The organism is Luteibacter anthropi, from assembly GCF_011759365.1.
Taxonomy (GTDB): Bacteria; Pseudomonadota; Gammaproteobacteria; order Xanthomonadales; family Rhodanobacteraceae; genus Luteibacter; species Luteibacter anthropi.
The window spans coordinates 43,711-60,568 of the sequence record NZ_JAARLZ010000001.1 but is presented as its reverse complement, the minus strand read 5'-3'; the positions used below and the strand labels follow the sequence as shown (position 1 = coordinate 60,568).

General features: G+C 64.9%; 17 protein-coding genes. 8 read left to right on the top strand and 9 right to left on the bottom strand.

Features of this window, described 5'->3' with window-relative positions:
• Positions 1–25: 25 nt before the first annotated feature.
• The 5 genes from HBF25_RS00280 (at position 26) to HBF25_RS00260 (ending at position 5,051) form a co-directional block, all read left to right on the top strand.
• Positions 26–496 carry a VOC family protein gene (locus tag HBF25_RS00280; protein WP_166945460.1) on the top strand — a complete coding sequence of 157 codons (471 nt, stop codon included), beginning with the start codon at positions 26–28 and terminating at the stop codon, positions 494–496.
• Positions 497–560: 64 nt separating this feature from the next.
• The gene (locus HBF25_RS00275; RefSeq protein ID WP_166945458.1) at positions 561–827 is read left to right on the top strand and encodes a DksA/TraR family C4-type zinc finger protein; all 267 of its coding nucleotides are present in this window, start codon (positions 561–563) and stop codon (positions 825–827) included.
• Between the two features lie 43 nt (positions 828–870).
• A complete protein-coding gene (locus HBF25_RS00270) occupies positions 871–1,476 on the top strand; it encodes a histidine phosphatase family protein (protein WP_166945453.1) in 606 nt (201 codons plus the stop codon).
• Positions 1,477–1,592: 116 nt separating this feature from the next.
• Positions 1,593–3,389, top strand: a complete 1,797-nt coding sequence (locus HBF25_RS00265; RefSeq protein ID WP_166945451.1) for a GGDEF domain-containing protein — start codon at positions 1,593–1,595, stop codon at positions 3,387–3,389.
• 102 nt (positions 3,390–3,491) lie between these two features.
• Positions 3,492–5,051: a methyl-accepting chemotaxis protein gene (locus HBF25_RS00260; RefSeq protein WP_166945449.1), complete on the top strand. Its 1,560-nt coding sequence runs from the start codon at positions 3,492–3,494 to the stop codon at positions 5,049–5,051.
• Between the two features lie 106 nt (positions 5,052–5,157).
• On the opposite strand, the gene HBF25_RS00255 is transcribed toward HBF25_RS00260, so the two are convergent.
• The 3 genes from HBF25_RS00255 to HBF25_RS00245 all read right to left on the bottom strand — a co-directional run bounded on the left by HBF25_RS00255 (position 5,158) and on the right by HBF25_RS00245 (position 7,689).
• On the bottom strand, positions 5,158–5,778 hold the full coding sequence (locus HBF25_RS00255; protein WP_166945447.1) for a helix-turn-helix transcriptional regulator: 621 nt from the start codon (positions 5,776–5,778) through the stop codon (positions 5,158–5,160).
• 113 nt (positions 5,779–5,891) lie between these two features.
• Entirely contained in the window at positions 5,892–6,659 is a 768-nt protein-coding gene (locus HBF25_RS00250) for a DNA/RNA non-specific endonuclease (protein WP_166945445.1), read from the bottom strand.
• 127 nt (positions 6,660–6,786) lie between these two features.
• Complete coding sequence (locus HBF25_RS00245; protein ID WP_166945443.1) at positions 6,787–7,689, bottom strand: LysR family transcriptional regulator; 903 nt, start codon at positions 7,687–7,689, stop codon at positions 6,787–6,789.
• Between the two features lie 99 nt (positions 7,690–7,788).
• Here HBF25_RS00245 and dkgB point away from each other — a divergent pair, with 99 nt between their 5' ends.
• Together dkgB and HBF25_RS00235 are read left to right on the top strand one after the other, a co-directional pair.
• Entirely contained in the window at positions 7,789–8,595 is an 807-nt protein-coding gene (dkgB, locus tag HBF25_RS00240) for a 2,5-didehydrogluconate reductase DkgB (RefSeq protein ID WP_166946366.1), read from the top strand.
• Positions 8,596–8,689: 94 nt separating this feature from the next.
• Entirely contained in the window at positions 8,690–9,559 is an 870-nt protein-coding gene (locus HBF25_RS00235) for a helix-turn-helix transcriptional regulator (RefSeq protein WP_166945440.1), read from the top strand.
• A gap of 134 nt (positions 9,560–9,693) precedes the next feature.
• Here the strand turns inward: HBF25_RS00235 and HBF25_RS00230 are convergent, their stop codons facing one another.
• On the bottom strand, positions 9,694–10,413 hold the full coding sequence (locus tag HBF25_RS00230; protein ID WP_166945438.1) for a LytR/AlgR family response regulator transcription factor: 720 nt from the start codon (positions 10,411–10,413) through the stop codon (positions 9,694–9,696).
• On the bottom strand, positions 10,413–11,480 hold the full coding sequence (locus HBF25_RS00225; RefSeq protein ID WP_166945436.1) for a sensor histidine kinase: 1,068 nt from the start codon (positions 11,478–11,480) through the stop codon (positions 10,413–10,415). The genes HBF25_RS00230 and HBF25_RS00225 overlap by 1 nt, the downstream gene beginning before the upstream one ends.
• A 269-nt stretch (positions 11,481–11,749) precedes the next feature.
• On the opposite strand from HBF25_RS00225, the gene HBF25_RS00220 reads away from it, so the two are divergent.
• Positions 11,750–12,328, top strand: coding sequence for an RBBP9/YdeN family alpha/beta hydrolase (locus HBF25_RS00220; protein ID WP_166945434.1), 579 nt, complete (start codon positions 11,750–11,752; stop codon positions 12,326–12,328).
• Between the two features lie 4 nt (positions 12,329–12,332).
• Here HBF25_RS00220 and HBF25_RS00215 read toward each other — a convergent pair whose 3' ends face one another.
• The 4 genes from HBF25_RS00215 to HBF25_RS00200 form a co-directional block, all read right to left on the bottom strand.
• Entirely contained in the window at positions 12,333–12,734 is a 402-nt protein-coding gene (locus HBF25_RS00215; RefSeq protein WP_166945432.1) for a cupin domain-containing protein, read from the bottom strand.
• Between the two features lie 166 nt (positions 12,735–12,900).
• A complete protein-coding gene (locus HBF25_RS00210) occupies positions 12,901–14,202 on the bottom strand; it encodes an SLC5/6 family protein (RefSeq protein WP_166945430.1) in 1,302 nt (433 codons plus the stop codon).
• A 487-nt stretch (positions 14,203–14,689) separates the two neighbouring features.
• The gene (locus HBF25_RS00205; RefSeq protein ID WP_166945428.1) at positions 14,690–15,817 is read right to left on the bottom strand and encodes a Fic family protein; all 1,128 of its coding nucleotides are present in this window, start codon (positions 15,815–15,817) and stop codon (positions 14,690–14,692) included.
• A gap of 106 nt (positions 15,818–15,923) precedes the next feature.
• The gene (locus HBF25_RS00200) at positions 15,924–16,817 is read right to left on the bottom strand and encodes a DMT family transporter (protein ID WP_166945426.1); all 894 of its coding nucleotides are present in this window, start codon (positions 16,815–16,817) and stop codon (positions 15,924–15,926) included.
• Between the last annotated feature and the right edge of the window lie 41 nt (positions 16,818–16,858).

Genomic DNA, 16,858 nt, shown 5'->3' with positions numbered 1-16,858 from the left:
CCGTGGCCTGTCCTGGGAGAACCGCATGTCCGCTTTCCGGCGCATCACCCCGTTCCTCTGGTTCGACACGCAGGCCGAGGAGGCCGCGACGTTCTACACCGGGATTTTCCCGAACTCCCGGATCCTCTCGATCACCCGCTACCCGAAGGAAGCCTCCGCCGCCTCCGGACGTGCGGAGGGCTCGGTGATGACGGTGTCCTTCGAGCTCGATGGCCAGCCGGTGACGGCCTTGAACGGTGGGCCGGTGTTCCGGTTCAACGAGGCCTTGTCGCTGGTGGTGCATTGTCACGACCAGCGGGAGATCGATCATTACTGGGATGCGCTCACCGACGGCGGCAGTCCGTCGGCCTGTGGCTGGCTGAAAGACCGGTACGGCCTGTCCTGGCAGGTGGTGCCAGGGGATATCGCCGATCTGGCCGGCAATGCGGGCTCCATGGGCGCCCTGATGCAGATGACGAAGATCGATATCTCGAAGCTGAAGGCCGCTGCGAGCTGACCTTTGAAACGGCGCGTCCGCCCATAAATCAGTCACTTGGGACCGCATGGCGTGGAGGTGCCCCATGGCGACCGGATGGGCGGGCGATACCGCCGTACAGGACCAGATCGATGCCACCGTGGACGACGCGGTGAAGCGGGTGCGCAGCCGGCTGGCCCATGGCCCCGGACTGGAGCACTGCGAGGAATGCGACAAGCCGATTCCCGAAGCGCGCCGCAAGGCCGTGCCGGGCGTGCGGCTGTGCGTGGCCTGCCAGGAAGCGGCCGATCACGAGGAAGCGGCCTTCAGCGGCTACAACCGGCGCGGCAGCAAGGACAGCCAGCTGCGTTGAAGCGCGCCGTTACAATGAGCGAACTCTCTCCCCAGGCATTCCCATGCTCGAACAAGTGATCCTCGCCCGCCATGGCGAGACGGAATGGAACGTTGCCGGCCGCGCGCAGGGCAGGGAGGACAGTCCGCTCACCGCCGCCGGCCTTGAACAGGCCGAAGCGCTGGGGCGTCGCCTCGCCAGCCTGGGCGTCGGGCACATCATCAGTTCTCCCTTGCTGCGCGCGCGTCGCACGGCCGAGATCGCCGCACTCGCCATCGGTGGCACGGTGAGCCTCGACGAGCGCCTGGTGGAGCGCAGCTTTGGCGAACTGGAGGGGCGTCTGGTCGCCGAGGCCATGGCCGAGAACCCGCGATGGATCGAGGTGCTGCGTGGTACCGAGCCGGGCGCGGCGGCCCGTGGCGGAGAGTCCCTGCACGACGTGGCGGCGCGCATGCTGCCAGCGCTGGAAGCCGCGCGGGCACTGCCTTACCGGCGCGTGGCCGTGCTGTCGCACGGTCATTGCCTGCGTGCGGTGCTAGGCGCCCTGGGCGATGGCAACACGGCGAATTACCACCACGGTAACTGCGCCTATACGCCGCTGGCGCTGCGCGAGGGCCGTTTCACCTTCGACCGCTGGAACCTGAGCGCGCTGGAACTGGCTGACGCTTGAGCGTCACGGCCCATGTCACAAATCAGAAATAATTGATTTCGAAGGGTTTTTACTAAAGCATTCGCTTCGGTGGCCGATTAACGGGGCAGTTCCCCGGCCTTGCCACGACGATGCCCATGAACAGCCCAGCCGGCGGTCGCGAACCGTCGTTGATCGAGCAGGCCCTCGCCGGAACATCCCTCACCGCCGTCTTCCAGCCGGTGATCCGCATCGACACCGGACAGGTGGTGGCGCATGAGGGCCTGATCCGGTCGGCCTTGCCGCAGTTCGACCTGACGCCACCGGACCTGCTGGATCTGGCCCGGGCGCGTGGGCGCCTTGGTGTCTTCGAACTGGCGGCGGTGCGCCGCATCGCGGAGCGCTTCGTCGAAAGCGGCCTGTCGGGGCGCCTGCTGGTGAACCTCAGCGCGCAGGCGCTGGTGCAGGAAGGCGTGCGGGCCGAGGAGGTGATCGAGGCCTTGTCGGTGCACGGTCTCGACGTGAGCCGCGTGACCATCGAGATCACCGAGCGCGACATCGTCGACAACCCGGCACGACTGGCCCACGCACTGGGATTCCTGCGTGCGCGTGGTATCCGCGTGGCCCTCGACGACTTCGGCAACGGGCATTCGAATTTCGAGATGTGGAACGAGGTGCACCCGGAGATCGTCAAGATCGATCGTTACCTCATCAACGGCCTGGCGCACAGCGCCGAACGTCTCGCCATCGTGCGTGCGCTGTGTTCCGTCGCCGAAACCCTCGGTGCCGAGCTGGTCGGTGAAGGCGTGGAGGAAGAAGCCGACCTGCTGATGCTTCGCGAACTGGGCATTCCGTACGCGCAGGGTTTCCTGATTGCCCGTCCCAGCGCGGAGTCCCTGAGCGAGCCGCCATCTCGTGTCGTCGCTGCATTGTCATTGGGCCATGTACCCGTACCACCGCGTCCGCGCGGTCCTGTATCGGGCAGCCGCTTCACGGCAGGGCACATGCTGATCGAGGCGCCCTGCCTGTCATCCGTGCAGCTCAACGAAGACATCGTGGACTTGTTTGCCGCCGAACCGCGCCTGCATGCGGTGGCCATCGTCGACGAAGGTCGTCCCCTGGGCATCGTAAACCGGCGTGTCTTCACCGAACGCATGGCGCAGCCGTTCGCCCGCGAGCTGTTCGGCCGCAAACCCTGCACGACGTTCATGCACGCCGAACCGTTGCTCTGCGACGAGCACATGCCCTTGCAGAACATGGCCGACATCCTGCGCGGCGAAGACCAGCGCTATCTGAGCGACGGTTTCGTCATCACCTCGCGGGGTCGCTACCTCGGGCTGGGAACGGGCGAAGCCCTCGTGCGACGGGTGACGGAAATCCGCGTGGAAGCAGCGCGCTACGCCAACCCGCTGACCTTTTTGCCTGGCAACCTGCCGGTGACCGAACATATCGAGCGCCTGCTGCAATCCGGTGGCGCGTTCGCCGCCGCCTATTTCGATCTCGACAACTTCAAGCCGTTCAACGACCAGTACGGCTATTTCCGTGGTGACGAGATGATCCGATTGCTGGCGAGCACGCTGACCGGCGATCTTCGCCAGGATGCGGACTTCGTCGGTCATATCGGTGGCGACGATTTCCTCGTGGTGTTCCAGGGCAGTGACTGGACGTCGCGATGCGAGGAGATGCGGGTGCGCTTCAACGCGATGGCCGGCAACCTGTTCGATGACGTGGATCGTGCACGCGGTGGCATCGACAGCGAAGACCGCCACGGTCACCAGCGTTTCTTTCCGATCACCACGGTCGCCGTGGGCGTGGCCTGCTTCACGGAAGCCTTTCCGCGCGATGCGGAGACCGTGGCCAGCCTTGCCGCTTCGGCCAAGCGCGTGGCGAAGCATTCGGGCATCGGACTGCACGTGGTGCACTTCGACGGACGCCCGGTGAATGCGTTGTCATGACATCTTCAACTAACTGAAACAAAAGTATAATTTGCCAAAAATCGCTAAAGTTGCAGAAACTCCGGCCGACACGAAGGCATCCCCGTCCCCCGTGAGTGCGCCATGCGATTCTCCCGCCTTCCGTTACCTGAGCTGACGTTGCGCGCGCGCCTGCTCCTGCGCCTTGCCGGTACCATCTGCCTGCTGCTCGCCCTGTGGATCGTGGGTGGCGTGCAGTTGCGTACCGCCAACGAGCGCCTGCAGTCCGTTGTCGGCGACACGCTGGCACCCGTGGCGGACGTCGGCCACATCCAGAACGATTACAACGACCTGCTCGATGCGCTCGTGCATGCCACGCTGATGCGCCTGCCCTCGGCCGTGGACGATGCGGTGACCGCCATCGGTGCGGATCGACATGACATCGACAAACAGTGGAAGTCGCTCGAAGCCAGCGGGCTAGGCGTGGCGCAGAAAAAACTGGTCTCGCTGGCTGCCGAACACCGCAAGGCCGCTGACAAGGCCATCGACGATGTCGTGGAACTGCTCAAGGCCGAACAGTTCGACCTGGCACAGCTTCAGTTGTCCAATGACGTGCAGTCGGCCGTCGTACCGCTGAAGAGCGACTTCTCCAATCTCTTCGCCCTGGCGCTCGCGGGCGGCAAGGCGCAGGCCGAAGCGCAGCACGCGGATATCCAGCGCGGCGCGGCGGTGTCGGCCGTGCTGCTCGCCATCGCACTGCTGGCTGCCAGCGCCATGGATCTGGCGATCATCCGTTCACTTGGCCGGCGGTTGCGCCAGGCGACCGACGTCGCATCGGCCATCGCAAGCGGCACCCTGGGCGCGCGCATCGACGTGGGCCGTAACGACGAGATCGGTGCTTTGCTGACCTCGCTCACCGCCATGGACGCGCAGCTGGGCCATGTGGTGACCCAGGTACGCGATCGCGCAGACCTGGTGGCGCATGCCGCCAGCGGCATCGCGCACGGCAACGATGCGCTCAACGATCGCACGCGCACCCAGGCACAGCACCTGCGGCATACCTCCGCGTCGATGGAAGACATGGCACGGGCCGTATCGGGAGGTCTGGGCCATGCCAGTGCCGCGCATTCCGCGGTGAACGAGGCGCGCGACATGACCGACGAAGGCCACCGCGTGGCGATGGCCGCCATCGACAACATGCGGACGATCCTGCGCACCACCGAGCGCATGAATGAGGTGCTTGATCTGGTGGACCAGGTAGCGTTCCAGACCAATCTGCTGGCGCTCAATGCCGCCGTGGAAGCCGCCCGCGCCGGTGAGCACGGCCGTGGCTTCGCCGTGGTCGCCTCCGAGGTGCGCGAACTGGCCCAACGCTGCGCGCAGGCGGCACGCGACATCCGCGGCCTGATCGGTGCCAGCGACGAAGCCGTGCAGGCGGGCGTGACCTCCGTGGACCGCGCTGGTGCGGTACTGACGGGCATCGGTGAGCGGGTGACCTCGTTAGCAGGTCTCGTAGGTTCCGTGATGGAAGCCACGCGCGGACAGAACGACGGCATCGCCCGGGTGAACGGCGCGATCCGCGGCATCGACGAAACCACGCGCGAGAATGCCGCAATGGTGGAGCAGGCCGCCGCCGCAAGCCGCGCCATGCGCGAGAGCGCGGAAATCCTCCGTCGCGAAGTGGCGTACTTCGAGCTCACGTAGAAGCGCGCCTGCGCGCAGCCGGCTTATCACGATGAATGCGGTTGTAGGAGCGCGCCTTGCGCGCGACCGGGTGATCGAGACACCCCGGTCGCGCGCAAGCGCGCTCCTACATGTCGTCTTGCCTGACGCGTTTCAGCGACTTGTAGAGCGTCGCCCGTGATACACCGAGCACCTTGGCGATGTAGTTCGCTGCGTGGCGGATATCGAACAACCCACGTTCATCCAGCTGCGCCACCAGTGCCTCGCGCTCGGTTACATCCAAACCGGCCAGACTCGTGCCGCGCTCACCAAGGAACGCACCCACCAGATCGTTGATCTCCTCGCGCCAGTCCTCGCGAAACAAGGCATCCGGTCGCGGTGCCACCTTCGCAAAGTGCAGGAACTCCTTCGACATCGCATGCATCGCCTCGAACATGCTCACATCGATGTTGATGCAAAGCAGCCCCACCGCCTTGCGCCGCCCGTCGCGCAGCACGGCAGTCACCGATTTCATCGAACGTCCGTCCGCATGGGTCTTCGGATAGGGCCCGATCACCGCATCGTCGAGCGATTCGATATCCGCGATATCGGTAAGCGATGCATCGCCCGGTGCACGGCGTGACATGCGATTGGCGATATGCCGGATACGGCCGTTGCCGAGATCGTGGATCACGACTTCGGCATGCGGCTTCAGCACGGCAGCAATGGCATCGGCAACGGGGATGAAGGTGGTAAGGACATCGGTCATGCGACGATCATGGGTTCGGCGAGACTTTCTGTCCAGCCTGGACGCACACGCCGTCGAGCGCTGCCGATGCCACCGGTCCGCCGGGCATACGAGCCCGGCAGACCGGCGTCACATCACTTCGGCAGCGGCAGCGAGATGGTGCGCGACTTCAGCGTGGCCGACAGCGACGGGAAGGGATCGACGCCCGTCTCGGTGATGATCGCGTTGATCGACACCACCGAGCAGACCGGCGTGTCGATGTTCGAGCAACGCCAGGCGCTGGCGCCGACCTTGGGATCGTAGATGGCCTTCCAGGTGTAGTTCGGCACGATCACGGCATCGGCACCGATCGTGTCCGGCGTCGGGCCGTCGAAGGCCGGGCCGGTCACCACGAAGACTTCGCCGTCGTTGGTGGCCATGGTGCGCACGCTGGTTTCGATGCGCTCCCACTTGCCGGTGTTCAGCGTGTGGCTCTGCGGGATCATGTTCGCCAGCGAGAAGCTCTGGTACTGCGCGCTGGAATTCGGCTCGTCACCCGACGGCGTCATGTGGCCGCGGTCGTAACCACTGCCCTTGTAGTCGGCCAGCTGGGCGCGATCCGCCACGGGGATGGCAGTCTCGGCGTGAAAGGCATCCTTGCGCGGCGTGTTCTGCGCATCGGCGATCTGCTGCGCGGTGAGGTGCTCCGCGGACCACAGCGGGCCCTTGGTGACACCGGAGGCAAGCAGGGAGTAGGCATCGAAGCACAGCGGCGTGGTGCGTTCGGCCAGCGAGGTATCGGTCAGGTCGGGAGCCTGGCCACCCTGGAAGAGCTGGGGACACTGGGTGTCCGACGCGTGGACCGCGCCGCCGACAAGCAGGCCGAAAACCACGCAGAACGCGCGCGCATGACGATTGAGCATGAGTTGTTCCCCAAGAAGGCGACGGATCCCCCGTTCGCGAGGCGGTCATTCTTGCCGCAAGCGATGACGGATTGGGGACAACGCGGGCAGGGAAGTGCGACCTGCCTCGCACTTCGGGCGTTTCGCCTCAGTGTTCGAAGCCGTGGTCACCGATGGTTTCGGCCAGATAGTTCACGAAGGAGGCGATGCGCGCGGAGATCGCGGTATTGCGGTAGTACACGGCGTTGATCGGCTGGCGTTGCTCGATAGTCATTTTCGGCAACACCTCGACCAGTGTGCCGGCTTCGCGGTCGGTCCGCGTCATGAAGTCCGACAGACAGACGATGCCGTTACCTTCGAGGGCGAGATAGCGCAGCGTTTCACCGCTGGACGAACCGATGGCCGGCTTGATGTGCACAGGCTGGCGTCTGGCATCGAGCAAAGGCCATTCGTTGAGCATGTCCAGTTCGGTGAAGCCCAGCAGCATGTGCTTTTCGAGATCGGCCACCTTGCGTGGCGTGCCGTACCGTTCGAGGTAGGCCGGGCTGGCGAGGCAGCGCAGGCGACTGCTGCCGATGGAGCGCGCATGCAGGGTGGAATCGCGCAGCCGGCCGATGCGCAGGGCCACATCGGTGCGTCGTTCCAGCAGGTCGATGAAGCCTTCGCTGCTGTGCAGTTCCAGGTCCACTTCGGGAAAGCGTTCCCGATAGCCCGCGATGAGCGGCACCACGACATGCAGCATGAAGGGCGAGGCGGCATCGACGCGCAGCCGTCCCGCTGGCCGGCTGCGTCGCGAGGCCATCTGCTCTTCGGCGCTTTCCACGGCAGAGACGATCTCGCGCGCGCGTTCGAGGAAGGCCTGGCCTTCGTCGGTGAGTTCGATGCGTCGCGTGGTACGGCGCAGCAGGGTGGTCTTGAGCTTCTGTTCGAGCCGGCCCAGCGTGCGGCTGGCGGCGGAGACGGTCTGATCGAGCTGCTGCGCCGCGCTGGTGATCGAGCCGGTGTCGACGACGGTGATGAAGTTCTGGATCTCGTCGAGGGTGATGTTCATCGTTGCGTTCGGCTCAAGTGTATTTCGCTTATACGCGGCTTTTTCGACAAAGGTAAGAGGCCGAGAATGCGCGCCTCCCTCACTTCCCCGGAGCATGCCATGGGCATCCCCACCTTCGGCCTGGGCACGTTTCGCCTGACCGGCCAGACCGTCGTCGATTCCGTCCGTCATGCGCTGGATCTCGGTTACCGCGCCATCGACACCGCACAGATCTACGGCAACGAAGCCGAGGTCGGCCAGGCGGTAGCCGAGTCCGGCGTATCCCGCGACGACCTTTACCTCACCACGAAGATCTGGGTGGAGAACCACTCGCGCGCCAAGCTGGCTACCAGCCTGGAAGAAAGCCTCGCAAAGCTGCGCACGGACCGGGTGGATCTCACCCTCATCCACTGGCCGGCCCCCGGCAACGGCGTGCCGCTGGCCGAAACGCTGGAAGCCCTGGCCGCGGTGAAGGCACGCGGCCTGACCCGTGCCATCGGTATCTCCAACTTCAACATCGCCCTGACCCGCGAGGCCATCGACGTGCTGGGTGCGGGCGAGATCGCCACCAACCAGATCGAGCTGAGCCCTTACCTGCAGAACCGCTCGCTCACGGCATTCCTTGCATCGCAGGACATCACCGTGACCTCGTACATGACCCTGGCCTACGGCAAGGTGCTGGCCGATCCCGTGCTGACCCGCATCGCCGATCGCTACCAGGCGACGGTGGCGCAGGTGGCGCTCGCCTGGGCTCTCCAGCAGGGTTATGCGGTGATTCCGTCGTCCACCAGGCGCGAGAACCTGGCCAGCAACCTGCTGGCCCGCGACCTGCATCTGGGCGACGACGACATGGCAGCCATCGCAGCGCTGGAACGGGGTGGCCGCGAAGTGAGCCCCGAAGGTCTGGCACCCGTCTGGGACGCCTGAACACCTGATCGGCCGGATGCTCGCAAGTAATTGTCGCGAAAGGTAGAACCATGGAAGATGCGTCATCTTCCGCAAGCCGACCTCGCTTCCCCGCATGCCTGCGTCCATCCATCCGCCGCACTTCGATGCCGCCTGCGAGCCGGGACCGGACTGGGCTGTCCAGCGCTCCCAGCGCACCGATACGGTGGCCGGCGACGACGTGGGCCGGCCACTGGACGGTCTGCTGGCCTCGCGGGCGTGGCTGGAAGTGCCGCGATATGCCGGACGCATCGCCCTGGCATCCACTCGCATCACGCTCATGGCTTCCGGCCGCCTGCTGATGGATCATCGCTCGGGCCGCCAGCAGGCCTCGCCCGGTGAGGTGCTGCTGGTACGTCGCTGCGAGACCTATCGCGTGCATGCCGATTCGCTGTCCGGTCATGTGATCAACCTCGACGTGCAGCCGGCTTACCTGCGCGACCTCGGGCTCAGCGAAGACGATATCGCACTCGCCCTCACCAACTCACCGGGTGCCAGTCTCGTGCTGCTGCGCCTGTTCCGAGAGTCGCGCACCAACGTGCAACACCTGCCTTGGGAAGCCCGCGCCATGCTGGCTCAGTGGCTGGCGTCGTCGCAGCGGATCGCCGCGCAGTCGCGCACGCACTGGGCCGCACGCCTGCGCGGTTTTCTCGCCGAACACTGGAACGAGCGCTGCCCGCTGAAACTGCTGGGCGAAATCGCCGAGTGTCACCCGGTGACCATCGCCCGGTATTTCCCGATCCACTTCGGTTACACACAGCTGGAATACGTGCGCCTGCTCAAGACCGAACAGGCTGTATGCCAGTTGCTTCGCACCGGCCACTCGGTAACGGATGTGGCGCATCGCTGCGGCTTCTCCGATCACAGCCACCTGACCCGCACGCTGCGTCAGCTGACGGGCCTCACGCCAGTGGAACTGCGCCGCTTGGGTTCGCCTGCGGCCTGAGCAGCGGCTCGATCCGATCTCCATCGAATCTGGAACCAATCTCCACACTCACGGCCCATGCTCGTCGCGGGCCACCCGGTGCCGCGCGCCCCGACCCCCGGACCCTCGCCTGGCGGCGCCTGGGTGGCCCTCTCTCAGAGCCCCAGTGCGCGTCGCAAGCCATCCACATAGGACCGGCTGGCGCGCACGAGGGTGCCGTCGCGAAGGCGCACCAGGCAATCCCGGTTCGATAGCGCTTCCAGCTCGGCCACGCAGTCCACGCGCACGATGGTGGAACGGTGGATGCGGATGAAACACGACGGATCGAGCATGCGCTCCACCTGCTGCATGGTCTCCCGTACCAGGTGACAGCGTTCGCCGACATGCAGGCCCACGTAGTCGCCGCTGGCCTCGATCCACTCGACATCGTCCGTTCTTACCACGACATCGCGATGGCCCAAGCGCGCCGTAAAGCAGCGTGCGTGAGGCGAATGACGCTGGGGCGTCGGTTCCCGGGTCCCGAGGTGTTGCCGTGCCCGGGACAGCGCTTCATCAAAACGCGTGTCGTCGATGGGCTTCAACAGATAATCGAGCGCAGCGGCCTCAAAGGCACGCAAGGCGTACTGGTCGTAGGCGGTCAGCATGATCGGCAGCGGGCGGCGTTCCTTCGGCAGTGCCTCCAGTACATCGAAGCCGCTGATCCCCGGCATGCGCACATCGAGAAAGGCAACATCGAAGCGCTGTTCTTTCAGCATGGCGACGGCCGTTTCGCCATCGGCACATTCGTCGGTGGCAAGCACATCGGCATGCCGCGCCAGGCGCAGTAGCACGCCGCGTCGCGACAAGGGCTCATCGTCGACGATCAGTACGCGCATCAGGCCACCTCCGGCGAGGCATGCAGGCGGAACGGCAGGAGGATGTCGACCTGACAGCCGCCGTCGTCGAGCATGACGACGGCCACCTGCTGCGCTTCGCCATACAGGCGCTCAAGCCGCTCGCGAACATTGGCCAGACCGATGGCCCCGGGCCGCACGGTATCGTTGGACTCCGCCACGGGCCCATCGTTATGGAGCGTAATGCGCAGGTTCCCGTCTTCGCGTGCGACCCGCAGGTCGAGGCGGCCGGGTGTCCGCAGGCGAGTAATGCCATGCCGGATCGCGTTCTCCGCCAGCGGCTGTATCAACAGGCCCGGCACCCGGGCGCGAAGCACATCCGGTCCGGCGCGGACATCGACGATGAGTCGTTCGCCCAGGCGGGCTTTCTCTATGTCGAGATAAAGGCCGGTCGTGGACAGTTCCTCGGCCAGCGTCACTTCATGCGCGTGATCACCTTCGAGCGTGGTGCGCAGCAGATCGCCCAATGTCGAGAGCATGCGGGTGGCATCGTCGTTGCGCCGTTCGGTCACGAGCGCCGAGATGGCATTGAGCGTGTTGAAGAGGAAATGCGGATTGATCTGGTAGCGCAATGCACGCAACTCGGCTTCACGGGCCAGCGCCTCGGCCTCATGCAACCGTTCGCGCGCCGTCCTCAGTTCGTACGCATGGGCCACGATGGCATGGATGGCGCAGAACGCGATATACGCCAGCCAGCAACCGTCCAGTCCGGCAAGCGTACGGAACCAGCTGAAACTCGGTACGCGCCCCCAGTGGATCGCCAGCAGCTGGAGCACCGCATTGTTGAGCACGGACATGACATAGCCGGCGGCGAGCATGGCCACGACCAGCATCCACATGGGGATACGTCGCCATAAAGCACGCTGCAACACCGTGAGCGGGATGCTCCACAGTACGAACGCGCTGGCGAGGAAGATGCGCACCGCGAAGGCGTGCTCGTAGCCGAACTCGGCCAGCCCGACCACGGCCATGCAGGCCACGATGGGCGATCCGGCCGCGATGGGCAGCAGGAAGGGCACGCGCTGTCGTGGCGGAACAGGAAACGGCATGGCGGTCTGCGAAGGTAGGGGGAATCGGCAAGGAAGCTGCGGGCTCCCTGGCCGCATCCTACCCTTCCGGAGCTGCATTGGCAGGGGCCGTCCCTGGACCCTGCGACCATTCCAGCGCAAGGGCTGCCGGCGGGCCAGCTCCCGTCGGCGGTACGTGCGGGATGTGCGGTAGAACGTTGGCGCCGGAGGCGCTACTTTTCGCTCCCCCCGACGTAGCCGGTGGAAGGTATCGTAGGATAGGGGGCTCCACATTGGTCAAAGGACGTGCCATGTCGTCGAGCCGCCCCTTCGCGAACAAACGTGTCGTCATCGTTCACGGCTATATGGCCTCGCCGACGGACCACTGGTTTCCTGCCCTGAAACGCTCGCTGGAAGTCGAAGGTGCGCAGGTCGATGTCGTGGCGCTGCCCGAATCGAATGAACCGCAGGTCGATGCGTGGGCCAGAACACTGAAGGAAGCGCTTCCGGTGGTGAATGACCGCACCTTCATCATCGGTCACAGCCTGGGCTGCGTGACGGCGTTGCGGCATCTGCAATCGCTGCCCAATGGCACGCGCGCGGCAGGCATCGTGCTGGTTTCCGGCTTCGATTGCCCACTGGATACCATTCCCGCGCTGGCAGCGTTTACCTCGCCACCCCTGGATCACGACGTAGTCCGCAAGCGTGCCGCGCATATCGTGTCGATCGTTTCGGACAACGACGTCATCGTGGATACCAGGCATTCACACGCCTTGGCGGAATCGCTCGGCAGCGATCTCCAGGTGGTGAACGGCGGCGGTCATTTCATGGCGGAAGATGGGTTCACGGCGCTTCCGCAGGTTCATGAGGCGCTGCGTCGCATGGTGTAACGCGTCACTTCACCAGTTCGACAAGCGGTTTGCCCTTGGGAACGATATAGGTGCCCAGTTCGGCGGCACGGGTCTTGCCGACATTCCTGGCGCTATGCACCACGCCGGTGGGAACGAAAAGCACATCGCCCGCCTTCAACGTCATGGGCGGCCTGCCATCGAGCGTGTACTCGATGGTGCCTTCGATCACGTAGATGATTTCTTCACCGGGATGACGGTGGTTGGGTGCGATGCGGCCGGGATCAATGTCCACCCGGACCTGCAGTTCCTCGTAGCCGGGCAGGTCGAGGTCGTTGCGCGAAAGATCGGTGCGGTGCACGCCGGTTGGCATGGCACCGTCGGCGTGAGCTCCATGGCTTGCAGTTGTAACAGCGAGGATCGTGGCGACGAACAGGGCAGCTTTCATGGCATGTCTTCCCATGGCGTTGAATGATGGGAGGACGTTACGCCTCAAGATCGTGCCTTGTCCGTAACCGAATGTAGCGTTTGTAACGAGCCTGGGCGCAAGGCCGCCATGCAGCGGCCCCTTGGCTGCGGCGCCTACGTTTCGTTACAAAAAGCCTTCGCCAGCATCAGAGCCACGCCAGCAACGGCGACACGCACAGCAGCAGGCCGATCAGCACGATGAAGGCGAGACCGGCACCCTTGTAACGGGACAATGCCGGGACCTTGTAGACCAGCCAGGCGGGAATCAGGCAGCCCAGCACGCCGAAGATCGGGCTGCTCAGGGTCGTGAAGGACAGTACGGGGAGATTGCCCACGATGGCGCCCCATGCGAGCAGTACGGCGAATACCATGACGCCGCGCGACACCCAGTGGCGCGGGATGCGTTCCTGCGGCAACCACCGCCCGAGCAGGGTCACCAGCATGCCCTGGCAGGCTTCGCGGAAACCCAGGTACACGCCGAAGAATGCCGTCATCACCGCGAAGATGTTCAGCACCACGCCGACCAGGCTGGCCCAGCTGCCGGGAAAGATCTGCGCACTGATAGCCAGTGCCGACACGTTCTGCTCATAGGCCTTCACCGCATCGTCGTGACCCATGGCAAGGGTGAAGGACACCGCGTAGAAGAACACCGTGGCGAAGAGGATGCCGAAGGCGATGTTCATGGCGCGCAGCGCCTTGTGCCGCGCGACGGCGATGGAGGTTTCGCGCGCACGATAGGAAATCACCATCGGGCTCAGCGTCTGGATGAACAGGATCGAGGTAAGCGTGAAGGGCAGGGTGACCACGGCGTTCTTCACCAGCGTGCCCGGGGCGGGTGGCGTGCCAAGATTGCCGAGGTTCCAGCGCGAGATCATCAGGAAGCCTAGCGCCGCCACGATGAGCAGCTTGGTCAGCACCAGCAGTGACGACAGGCGGAACAAGGCCCGCTCGCCACGGGATGCCAGGGCCACGAGCACGATCATGAGGATGAGGCCATACCACGGACTGTCCGAAAGCAGGTGCTGCGTGATACCAAAGCTCTGCAGGTAGGACGCGCTGTCCCGCGTGATGGCGGTGGCATAGACGAACATCCAGATCGTCAGCATCACGAAGTACAGCAGACCCAGCGCCACGCCCCAGCCACGACCGAGATACCCGGCGATCATGCTCGGGTAATCCTGGCTTTGTTTCGCATCGGCCAGCGTGTTGATGAACAGCCGCTGGAACAGGTACATGCCCGGGTAGCCGATCACGGCCGACAGCAGGAAGACCCAGATGCCCATCAGGCCCACCTGCACGGGCAGGAAGACGATGCCCGCGCCGATGGCCATGCCGATGCTCATCATCACCCAGCCCACGTCGGTGCCGTCGAAGCGGGTGGCGGCACGCCATTGTTCGGCGCTCATGCGCTCGCCGGGATCGGTGCCGTGATCGTGGAGATAAGCCATCGGAAGTTCCTGCGGTTCGGTGCGCGTCGACGACGCTGCATGCCATCCGGCGGGATGCCGGAGGGCGTGGTGTTCGGGGGGAGGGGGTGGCCGGCGCTCAGGCGCAGGCAGCGTGTGTCCGGGAGACGCTCAACAGGGACGACAACACGAACGGCCGCCCGCGCGACACGGCAGTGCCGTGAAGAGGGTGGTGTCGTTCGTCGTGTCGAGGTCCACAGTGTTCACCGGGGAAATCACGCCAGGAAGGCCGGCATGCGCCGGCAGGGCCCCCATTCTGCGATAACGCGGCACTGCTTTGTCAATGCCGCGCCGCTCACGGCCCTGGCGAAACATGGACTGTGATTTTCTCCCGCCCCGTGCGAATCATGTTCCGTACCCAGGGGAACGATCCGCACGATGACCGTCCACGCCGGCCGCTCCGTGGTCCGCACGGAAGCCATGCTGGAAGAGATTGCCCGGTTTGAGAAAGAGTGACCGGGCCTTTCCGTCACACGTCGAGCTCGTAACGCGTGTTCCTGCCCCCGCCCGGCAGACGTCGCAGGCAGCCTTTTTCGACCAGGTCGGCGAGGTGTCGGGTCGCCGTGGCCTTGGATACCTTTGCCACGGCCTGGTACTGCGAGGCGCTGATACCTTGCAGGAAGCCCCGCTCACCGCCGTCCAGTAATCGATTGAGGACCTTGACCTGATCTTCCGACAGGCCGCGGTGTCGATGAGCCTGCCAGAACCGGGCCTTGGACAGGACGCTATCGATACGTTGCTGTGCGTGGACGAGGCTATCCAGCAGCGTGCGCAGGAACCATTCCAGCCATGCCGTGATATCCAGCCCTGCTTTCTGGCTGGATTCGAGGATCGTGTAATAGCCCGTGCGGTCGGCAAGGATGCTTGCCGACATGGCATGGAAACGGATGGCCTGGGGTTGGGACTGGGCAAGCGAGAGATCGGTGAGGGCGCGCGTGATGCGGCCGTTGCCGTCATCGAAAGGATGCAGGGTGACAAACCAGAAGTGGGCGATGCCCGCACGCAGCAGCGGATCGAGCGTCGCATCGCGTCGTGATGCGTCGAACCATGCGAGGAATCCATCGAGCTGTTTTTCCAGTCCATCGCGTGGCGGTGCTTCGAAATGAACGACGGGCCGATCGATACGACCGGATACGACCTGCATGGGTTCGTCGCCACGCAAGCCACCCACGCGGATGCGCGAAGGCAGCAACGCGTCGTGATTCACGAAGAGCCACTGGTGCCAGCGAAAGAGGCGCGCCCTGTCGAGCGGCGCATCGATGTCGCGGGTGGCATCCAGCATCAGGTCGGCAAGCCCTTCGCTCCGGGGCGTGGATGGACGGGGCGGGTGTTCCGCCAGCCCCAGTCGCCGGGCCAGCGATGACCGGACCGATTCGACATTGAGGCGCTCCCCTTCGATGGCGGAAGAGGTAACGATGTTGGACAGCAGCGTATCCAGGGCATCCTCCGCCTGGACTTCCACGCCCGCCGTGCCGGCCATGCCCAGCAACTGGCCTTGCGCCAGCTGGCATTCGCGCAGCAGAGGGGCCAGGGTATCAGCCTGCCAGGTGAATCGGGGCCAGTCCGGTGCCTGCCAGATCCAGCGAAGGGTACTCATGGGCCTGCTCCGGGGCGATGAGCCGAATCCAGGACTTATTCGGCTCAGATTGTGAGCCGATTATAGGCAGGATTCGGCTCATGCGGGGTGCCGCCGCGAGCACGCCTCAGGCCAGCGCTTCCTTCGCAGGCTGCGACGTGCGTCGCCCGGCGTACTCCGCGACGATCACGCCGAGAATCGTCAGCAGGCCGCCGCAGGCCGTGGTCACGGTCAGTTTTTCGCCCAGGGCGAACACCGCCAGCACGGCCGTCACGATAGGCACGAGGTTGAAGAATCCGGTGACGCGGGCCGCGCCCAGGCGGCTGATGCCGGCCATCCAGCAAAGCGGGGCCATCACCGAGGCACCGATGCCGGCGAAGGCAATGCATCCCCATGCCGCCGCTCCGTGCACGCCTTCACCGAAGGCCAGCCATAGCGGTACGAGCATGATGGTGGCCGTAGAGGCCTGCATGAACAGCGACTCCACCAGCGAGACCTTCAGCTTCCACTTGTGCATGAGCAGGTTGTAGAGCGCGAACGCCGTGGCACCCAGCACGATCAGGCCATCGCCACGGTTGAGCCCCTGCACGGTGAGCTGGCGCGGATCGCCGTGCGAGATCACCATGACGACACCGAACGCGGAAACGAGGGCACCGGCCACGACCAGCGCCGTGACCCGGTGGCGCAGGAAGATTGCCGAGAGCATCAGGGTGATCAGTGGAATGAGCGACTGGATCACGCCCATATTGGTCGCCGAGGTGAAATGGGCGGCGTAATAGGCGGCGCACTGGTAGACGACGCTGCCCAGCAGGCCCAGCAGGAAGAACCGGCCGAGGTTGGGGCGGATGACGGCCATGTTGCGACGCAATCGCGGTATCGCCCAGGGCGACACCACCACTGCCGCGAAAAACCAGCGCAGCAGGCTGATGTCCACGGCACCGACGGTGCCGGAGGCCAGTTTGGTGACGAGCGTGTTCACGCCCCACAGGAGGGCGGCGATAACGGGGAAGAGGTAATTCATGGGGTCGTACAGGGGAGGGGATACGGCAGGTAAAGCGTAGC